The 8,926-nt window shown below is 36.0% G+C and carries 6 protein-coding genes; 4 read left to right on the plus strand and 2 right to left on the minus strand.

Going from position 1 to position 8,926, the window contains the following annotated elements; translation table 11 throughout:
- Positions 1-5: 5 nt before the first annotated feature.
- Together IX38_RS15460 and IX38_RS15465 are read right to left on the minus strand one after the other, a co-directional pair.
- Positions 6-3,185 carry a SusC/RagA family TonB-linked outer membrane protein gene (locus IX38_RS15460; RefSeq protein ID WP_084680293.1) on the minus strand — a complete coding sequence of 1,060 codons (3,180 nt, stop codon included), beginning with the start codon at positions 3,183-3,185 and terminating at the stop codon, positions 6-8.
- Between the two features lie 58 nt (positions 3,186-3,243).
- Positions 3,244-4,545, minus strand: a complete 1,302-nt coding sequence (locus IX38_RS15465) for a TlpA family protein disulfide reductase (RefSeq protein ID WP_084680294.1) — start codon at positions 4,543-4,545, stop codon at positions 3,244-3,246.
- Positions 4,546-5,167: 622 nt separating this feature from the next.
- Between IX38_RS15465 and IX38_RS15470 the strand changes: the two genes are divergently transcribed.
- The 4 genes from IX38_RS15470 to IX38_RS15485 form a co-directional block, all read left to right on the plus strand.
- Complete coding sequence (locus IX38_RS15470) at positions 5,168-5,389, plus strand: helix-turn-helix domain-containing protein (RefSeq protein WP_034706453.1); 222 nt, start codon at positions 5,168-5,170, stop codon at positions 5,387-5,389.
- A gap of 410 nt (positions 5,390-5,799) precedes the next feature.
- On the plus strand, positions 5,800-6,744 hold the full coding sequence (locus tag IX38_RS15475; RefSeq protein ID WP_034706455.1) for a hypothetical protein: 945 nt from the start codon (positions 5,800-5,802) through the stop codon (positions 6,742-6,744).
- 3 nt (positions 6,745-6,747) lie between these two features.
- Positions 6,748-7,512 carry a DUF6615 family protein gene (locus IX38_RS15480; protein WP_034706457.1) on the plus strand — a complete coding sequence of 255 codons (765 nt, stop codon included), beginning with the start codon at positions 6,748-6,750 and terminating at the stop codon, positions 7,510-7,512.
- 116 nt (positions 7,513-7,628) lie between these two features.
- A partial coding sequence (locus tag IX38_RS15485; protein WP_034706458.1) for an NACHT domain-containing protein occupies positions 7,629-8,926 on the plus strand: 1,298 nt, incomplete at its 3' end.

The following is an 8,926-nucleotide window of genomic DNA, read 5'->3' on the forward strand; positions in this document are numbered from 1 at the left end:
CCATTTTAAAATTTAGCTTTTAATCCTAATGTAAAGGTCATAGGAGGTTTTAAGGTGTTGCTTCCCAAATTGAAATCAGGATCGATTCCGCTTTTACTCTCTTGCCAGAGTATTCCGAGATTACTGACATTAGCATACAGCTGAAGACTTTTAAGCGGTAAACCACGCCATTGCCTTTTACTGATCTCATATCCAAGATTGATGTACTGCAGACGGATATGGTCGCCTTTTTCAATCAATGCAGCCGAACCTGCATAGAAGGCATCCCTGTTGGAATTCGTCTGATATTGATTGGAAGGCACATTGGTGAAAGCTTCATCACCTGGCTTCTGCCATCTTTGCTCATAATCGCTGTGACCGTTCCATTCCCTGAATAAGCTGGTGTAGTTAATGGATGGTCTTCTGAAATAATAGCCCATCTTATAGGTAATTCCAACATCAAGGCTTAGTTGTTTAAAAGCAAACGTATTGGTAAAAGAACCATATACAGTTGGTATTGCAGAACCGAAATACTGGAGATCCTTGACATCAGCACCCATAATTTTTGCGTAATCCTTACTGACCTCTCCATTCAGATACCCTCTGGGATCGCCTGTCTGTGGATCGAGTCCTGCCCATTGGTAGCCAAACATCGAATAGACAGGTAAACCTTCAATTCCGGATATGGGAACAGAGGCAAGTACAAAGTTTCTGGCTATGGTACTGCTCGGATAATACTTCGTCACTTTATCTTTATAAGTACTGAAGTTAAGAGTGGTGAGCCATCTGAAAGATCTATTGATATTGATGGTCTTGAGTTCCACATCAACACCTTTTCCTGCAATTCCTGCAACATTCCACACAAGACTACTCAATCCGATGGTGTAATCCAGTGGAACTTGCCCGAAAAGGTTTTCTCCTTTTTTCTGGAAATACTCCACAGAACCTGAGATCCGGTTATTTTTGGTTGCAAAATCTAATCCTGCATTGATCATTCTGACCGTTTCCCAACGAAGCTGCGGATTGTAGTAATTGTCAAATCTCGCCATCTGCTCCTGCGTATATGTTGAAACACCGAGCAATGCCATCGTGGTTACGGCAACCATCGCAGGATTTATATTCCCGTTGAAACCGTATGAACCTCTTAGCTTCAGATTCGGAAGCCAGCTTACAGCATAAAACTTTTCATTGCCTACATTCCACGAAATACCTGTTGACCAGAAAGGATTCCATTGGTCATTGGTCTTCAACCCAAACAAGTTGCTTGCATCACGACGAGCACTTCCTGAAATTGTATAACGGTTATCAAATGTGTAGGCTGCATTCGCATAGACCGATACAAAACGATTGGTGGATTCCCTCAAAGAGTTCAGATTGTCGATAAAGCCTGTACCTCCTGCAATAATCGGGAATCTCTTGCTGAGGTCGACCATTCCAAATGAAAGGTTGTTGTGGTCATATCCATAATATCTGTTATTGCCCGACTGTGAATTTGCATCTCTTACCTCGCTTCCCAAAATGGCTGAAATCTGATGTTTGCCAAAACCTCTGTTAAAATTGAGCTGTCCCCGGAAATTATTGATCAGTAATTGCGAGTTGGTCTTATCCATTATCGCTCCTTTAGGAACATTGTAGGTCAGACTGCCATTACTGTTTATGACCGTGAACCTGTTCACATAATCCCTTACAAAGTAACTTTCCTCATCATACAGGGTATTGGAAAGTCCTGCGGTTCTCTGATACTGATATTTTATATCAACATCCAATCCTTTCAATATCTTGTAGTTCAATCCTGCATTGAGAATGATCTCTGAGCTTTTGCTTTTGACTGAATTATGCTGCCAATCGGTAAGCGGATAATAATTCCAATCTAATAATTTTCCGTTGCCTAGTGCTGATTTATATCCCTGTTCATAAGATTTTGAAACCGCCAATGCATTTCCGTATTGATCTGCCATTTCCATATAAGGGACGGAATTGGTTTTCATAATAATACTTCCATAAGCACTTCGACCGCTCTGAGTTGCGGAATGGGTAAAGAAGATTCCGGTGTTCAATGTCAGATTCTTCAACGGTTGCCAAGTATTTTGGAAGCGTAAATTCACACGTTCGTATTTTTCTCCAAGGTTTCCCGTATTGTCATCATAGCCCAAAGATGATGTCCAAGAAAATTGAGGAGCTCCGCCCGCCATACTTAAAGAATACTGTCTGTTTTCCAAAGGCTGGTACATATATTTTCGGTATTGGTCACGGGAGTCAATCGTCTTCAAACGTTCTATTTCATTTCGTACATATTCGGATGAAAACAATCCTTTCTTTTCCTTGTTCAGTAAGTCAACTACAGGAGATAATACTGGATGGCTGGTCGAATTAATATCAGTGTTATAAAAATTCTTCTTAAATAATTCCTGTTCCACATCGATAAAGTCTGAACTGGACATTGTTTTCAGATAATTGAAATCAGGCTTAGGGCTGGTCATTAAATAAGTGTTGAAATTGACCGTCACAGGTTGGTTGTACTTTGCCGTTTTGGTCGTGATGACAATTACGCCATTAGCTGCCCTTGCTCCCCAGATACTCGATGCGGCGGCATCTTTGAGAACAGTGATGCTTTCAACAATGTTGGGGTCGATGTTGCTGATATCACCATCGTAAGGAAAATTGTCTACTACAATCAAAGGCGATTTAGGCCCTTGAATGGTGCTTAGTCCTCTGACCATAATTTGTGACCCTCCTTGGGATGTTCCTTTATTGATGACAATCCCGTTGGCTGTAGCGGCTAAACGGTCAAGGATATTGGTGGAAACCTGTGTATTCAGTGCAGAATTACTCACTGAAGAGAAAGAACCTGTGGCACGTTCTTTAGGGATCTTCTGGTAACCTGTCGTGAGCACCACCTCATCAATTTGGGAGACCTTTTCGGATAGGCCAATTCTTAAAGGTTCTTTCAAGGGAAGCTCCAAAACCATGACCTGTTCCTCATAGCCTCTTCCAAGGATAACGAGGTTAATTTTTTTGTCATTGGTACTAAGGCTAAAGTTTCCATTTCTGTCTGTCGTGGTCACGGTCTTTGAGTTCTGTATGGCGATGGTCGCGCCCATTACCGGTAAGCGCGTGGTTTCGTCGATAACGCTTCCCGTAAACATCTGCTGTGCCATAATGGGCACACAATAGCATAGGACGGGAAACACTAATAATTTCTTCATAGTCTGATCTAGTTTTGCGTTAATGTAAATTCAATAGTTTTTCGAATGGTGGGAATGTTTAATTCCGCTGGTCTTTGATGACCATCATTAGAACCTGACGTTCTTGGGGTATCAGGTCCAGGTCATATCTCTGAAGCTCTTTTTTTAAGGTGTCAATATCTTTGACTCCCGAAACCTCCAGATCTACATTACCTGTGTATCCCGTCTCATCGATAAACAATTCCCTGATGGGAATCTCACCATTCAGCATATTGACCATATTCTTAAGCGGTACATTTCTGAGGATGGATGGGGTTCGTGGAAATGTTGAACGCTTCTCTCCTCCTTTGGTCGCCAGTTTGTCTTTCGTGCTTGTTCTCACTAACACTAAACATTTTACAGGTCTTTTCTCAAGGGTTACCGTATAGCCGGAATAGCGGTTGAGATCTTCCAGCATATAATTGTACAGAGAATCAGACCTCTGCTCCGGGATGATGAATTCGTAGTTGTAAAGATTTTCTCCATCATTTGAGCCGTCTGCTTTTTCTATTGGCATTAGTTGCTCAGGTTCTTTGACCTCGATGATCATCCTTTTTTCCGTGAAAGATGTTTTATCCTGTTGCTTGAAAAGTTCAAATCCTATGGCATAATACATATCCCATAATGGCAGATTGGTAAACTGTCTGCCTTGAATTTTTCCGGATGCTGTTTTACGGTAGGTTCCTCCTGCACCAATGTCAGGAATTTGTCCTTTTGCAAAGAATGAATAATTGAGCAGTTGGACATTTCTCTGACGATCGTAGTCTTCAGAAAGCATCAGAGGTTTTTCCCTGTCCATTTGGATAATGGTCTGCAAAGATGATTTGTCACCGTTTAGCACCTCATTGATGGTCTGTTCGGTAAGCTGTCCTGCATCGGTGGAATTCAATAATTTTCCATCCTTAATCCATATGATAAACGGAACACCTGCGTGTGGAAAAAGTTCGTGAAGCTTTTTGTCTTCGTAGATGGACATCATACTCTTATATTTCTTTCCATTTGGAGAAGAAAAGAATTTTTCCAAAGCGGACTTATTCTGACTGCTTACAGGAAGTATTTTTACCTTGTCCCCAAACTTTTGCTGTAAAGCTTCAATCTTAGGGAGACTCATTAGACAGGCGCTGCACCACGTACTCCAGAAATCGATTAGGATTAATTTGTTCTTATCTTCTGAAAGATTAATTGTTTTCTGAGGATGGTTGACAACCTGTAAAGGTGTTGTCCAAAAACTTTCAGGAATGGGATCTCCAATTTTAAGAGACTTTTTCTGGGCAAAGGATGTGGTTGCTGCCACTATGGTAAAAGCAAAGGACATAAATCCCCTGCAAAAAATATTTTTCATATTTTTGAATAGGTTTTTAATGATTATTAATGACTTATTATGCTCTTTCCTGTGGTCTGCAAACTGAGGAAAGGGCTTTTTCTTTTTCTAATGGTTGCTGTAAATTATCTGTGTCTTGATATTTGTTTTTAGTTGCTGTTTGAAATGATATGCTTGGGAGGAGACTTCCTTAGTGGAGGAAAATCTCCTGCCCAAACAATCATAAAAAAATTAATATGAATGAAAATTGTGTCCCGTGAAAGCTGTAAAGCCGCAATGAGTTGTACACCCCATTGTATCATGCGATCTGATACTGTATATCTTGGAAGCGGCTTAGGAGTGTAGAGATGGCTGACAGCATAGAAAACAAAAACGGCATGGAACTCAACATATCCGACTTGGGGTACTGGTATACCTTGAAACAGATAAGTGAGCCCACGCCTAGGTCGTGAGCTACTTTACTTATCCTCTCGTTTCGTTAATTACCAGTTTTCAAGTCGAGATTCTAAGCAATAGCTTCTAATATTCTTTGAAGTATCGCAAAGTTACATTTCAATAACTTATTTTACAAATATAATAAAAATACTGACAATTCGGATTCAAGTCCGAATTATTTTATGGAATATCACTTTTATTTGCTTATATGAAAATTGCCAATAGAAAGATTGTTGAATTTATAAGGGATAAGTGGGTTGTTCCTATGAACAATAATAGTCAATTTGCAACCGAAAATAATATTGATGAGAAAACCGTAAGGAGAATTAGAGAAGACGAAAATTACCAAATTAGTTTAATTACCATAATGAGAATATGTGAAGCTAAAAATATTAAGTTATCTAAATTTCTTGAAATGGTTGGACTTTAAAATAAGATAATAATAGTAATAATAAAGTAATCCTAACGACAGTTGGGATTTTTATTTTTACGGAAAACCGTAATTATATGATGTTTAGACTGCTTATCTTTACTCTTGTCAACAAATCATTTATTATGAGTTATGATTTAAGCAAAAAAGGGTATCAAGATACAGCTAAATTATAAATGTGTACGAAAGTTAAGATTTATTGTTTTTCAGAGTTTACAGAATTTTTATAATTGCTTGTAGATTCAGTGAAAATACGGATTGTAGATTTTGTGATGATTTTTATTTTTGTTGTTTACAAAAATTGTAAAACATCTAAAGAATAAACTTTCTATGTTTCAAAAATAATTGGATGTTGATATATATTTTAAAACGTAAAAATTTATATTTTTTTAAATAAACTAATAACCAAAATGACACAATACATTTTTGATACAAATTATTATCGAAATAAATACCACGAACTTGGTAATATAGACGATTTTGATAAACAGATAATCATAGAGAAAGAAAAAAGTATAAAAGTTTTGTTTCCAGCTATTGTTGGTCTTGAATTATTAAATCATTTTCAAGATCCTGATGCAGTTTCTGTAATATGTTATAATTCATTAAAAATATTAATAAAACATTCTCATGATAATGATGGATATTCAATAGTTCCGACAATGTACCCGCTTATGTGTATGGATCTGTATAAAAAAAGATCAAGTTTAGAAGATTTGAATATGAATGTATTTGACTTAAGTACACAAGTTACAGTAAATAGTCTGGAAGAATTCAATAAAAAATTCCAAACATATATAACAGATGTTCAGAAATATATTGTAACTGAGAAGAAGATAATCATTGACAATATTGAAGAAAAATACATTAAGGAACTTAGTCCTAATAGTAATAACCCAGATTGGGAAATTTTAAAAAATGATGCAAAACTCAATAAAGAGTTTCGAGCTCTCATTAGAGAGAAGCAAATGCATAAAATTATAGGACTTTCATTTATACATATGGCTGCAGAGCAGACTCAGTCAAGTGGGTTACCCTTTGATAAAGAATATTTCGAAAATAGTTTTATGAATGATTACAAAGTTTCAATAGACTTTTTTATTGAAAAAATTATAAAAAAATTAATAGATATGCCAGATCTTGAAAATTTCTATAATCCAACATCTGATAAGAAAAAAAGATGGAATAGTTTTTACGACATGCAACTTATTCTTGCAACTGAATTTGAAAATAAATGCAATAGGAAAACCATCTACGTTACTTCAGATTCTAAAATCATTACGAGCTTTCAAGATAATGGAAAAGAAGATTTAGTTATTCACAGTAATGATTATGATGCTTATTTAAGAAACTAAAGAATGAATTTAGGAATTTGTCATGCCTTTAGTGCATGTTCACGCGAAATACTACATTGGCAGAATAAACAACCTAATGTTAATGAAGAATCAATTTCAGATTGGATGTTATTCAAATTGAATGACCATAATCCTCGTATTAAATCTGTCCAATTTACAAGATTTGAGGAGGCAAGATTTACTGGAGCAGATTATGAATTGTGGGTTATTGGTGATAGATATAGTCGTAAATTTCGAATTCAAGCTAAAAGACTTCGAAAAGATAATGATCATTATAGTAGTATCGGATATAGTAATAATCATAATATGCAGATAGAAAAACTGATATCTGATGCTGATAATGTAAATGCTATACCTCTTTATGCATTTTATAATAATGAGAACTTACCAAGCCGATGCCCCTTATATTCTAACGAAGGAACGTATGTGGCAAGTGCAAAAGAAATTTTTGAAAATGTTATTAGCCCAGCAAAGTCTTGTACATCTACTGAAAAGCTTATATCACTATCTGTACCTTTGAAATGCCTATTTTGCTGTTATTTACAAAATGAAATTGATTCTGATACTTTTCTAAAAAGATATTTTAATATGAAGGATGGTAAAGAAGGAAAGATTAATGTTCGAGAACTACCTGCATATGTTACTGAATTATTAACATCTTCAAATGAAATTCCTCCTTGGTATTACAAAGAATTTGAAAGAAATTTTACCGAATTCACAAGATTAATCATTGTTGATAGTAGAAAAATATTGCGAAAAATAAAGTAAATATTGATTGTTATTTTTATACTAGTAAAATCGAAATGTTTTTCAGTAACTTTTAGATAAAGCTCTGATAATAAATAATACTATTATATAATGTGAATATTATTTAAATTTTATCCATGAAAATAAATGAAGCTACACTGGAGGCGCGATTGGACAGGACTCTAACAACAGTTTTTCCCACTTTCAGAGAAGTCAAGGTAGAACACCAAAAATCGTTTAGTATAAAGTTTGGACATCACAATGTTGACGTGGATCTGAAGGCACCATCTACTAATCCATCACGTGCAATACTTGATATCCTCCTAACCATTGGTGGAAAAAATATTATCCTACTGGAGTTAAAGAAGGAAAGTTTGGCGCTGACCGATGATGATGTTTCACAGGGAATATCCTATGCAAGACTCGTGCATCCAATGCCGCCCTTAACGTTAATTTCAAATGGCACCGATAATCAGTTTTACAATACTTATACTAAAGAAAAAATTGAAGCTACCAGCGTTGATCTGGACTTTGTACAGAGATTAACGGATAATTCTTTTCATCTTGCTACAAAAGATTTCAAAGAAGCCGTAAATCTTTTGTTGAATCGTGAACCAGAATTGTTTTCCAAAATTATCAATCAGATAACTGAAACCAAATTTCAGAGATTAATTGGTGACATAGATGATTTTAAAAAGCCTATTTGTAATGATTTCATTATTGAAAGGCAAAATATCGACAAAGTAATTTCTTTCTTTTCAGGTGGGGCTTCTTTGGTAGGCATTATAGGTTCCGCCTTCACTGGTAAGACCAACTTACTATACCAATTCTTTTTAAAAGTAAAAAGTGAAAAAAATTTCCTGCTTTATCTTGATTGTAACGATCATAATTATTCAATCTTTCAGCAACTGGCAAATCACTTCACTCAAAATGCCAAAATTTCGATTACGAAGGATAAAATACGCGAATGGCTTATAAACTCATTAACGGACTTGCCTGAAGGCAGATTTTACTTATTGCTTGATAACTTTAATAGTGATATTCCAGAAGCAATCAAAAGCGAAATTATTGAGCTAATCGACATTTTCAAAGGCGTAAATCACCATACGCTTTACACGCTCGATGAATTTAATTATGAAAGGGTCGCCTATGTTGAAAACAGACAGTACAAGACAATAATTGGTGAGCAAAGTAAATTAATACAACTGGATGAACTTAGCGATGATGAATACAACGCTGCCAATAGGTTTCTTTTTGATAAATACAGAATTACTATTGAGCATGGTGGACACTATACTCCAGAATATCGAGAGCCGAGAATATTAAGGCATTTAGTTTCAATATATCGCGGAGAAGAAGAAGACGAAGGCAAGTTCAGTAAGATTGATGCTGTTCCTAATTTCAACCTTCTGAATGCTATCTCAGCCAATAAGAC

Source organism: Chryseobacterium luteum, from assembly GCF_000737785.1.
Taxonomy (GTDB): Bacteria; Bacteroidota; Bacteroidia; order Flavobacteriales; family Weeksellaceae; genus Chryseobacterium; species Chryseobacterium luteum.

What these genes read in the sequence shown, in the direction of transcription:
- IX38_RS15470 (WP_034706453.1), top strand. Translation starts at nt 5,168, where the DNA reads ATGAAAATTGCCAATAGAAAGATTGTTGAATTTATAAGGGATAAGTGG.
- IX38_RS15465 (WP_084680294.1), bottom strand. Translation starts at nt 4,545, where the DNA reads ATGAAAAATATTTTTTGCAGGGGATTTATGTCCTTTGCTTTTACCATA.
- IX38_RS15460 (WP_084680293.1), bottom strand. Translation starts at nt 3,185, where the DNA reads ATGAAGAAATTATTAGTGTTTCCCGTCCTATGCTATTGTGTGCCCATT.
- IX38_RS15475 (WP_034706455.1), top strand. Translation starts at nt 5,800, where the DNA reads ATGACACAATACATTTTTGATACAAATTATTATCGAAATAAATACCAC.
- IX38_RS15480 (WP_034706457.1), top strand. Translation starts at nt 6,748, where the DNA reads ATGAATTTAGGAATTTGTCATGCCTTTAGTGCATGTTCACGCGAAATA.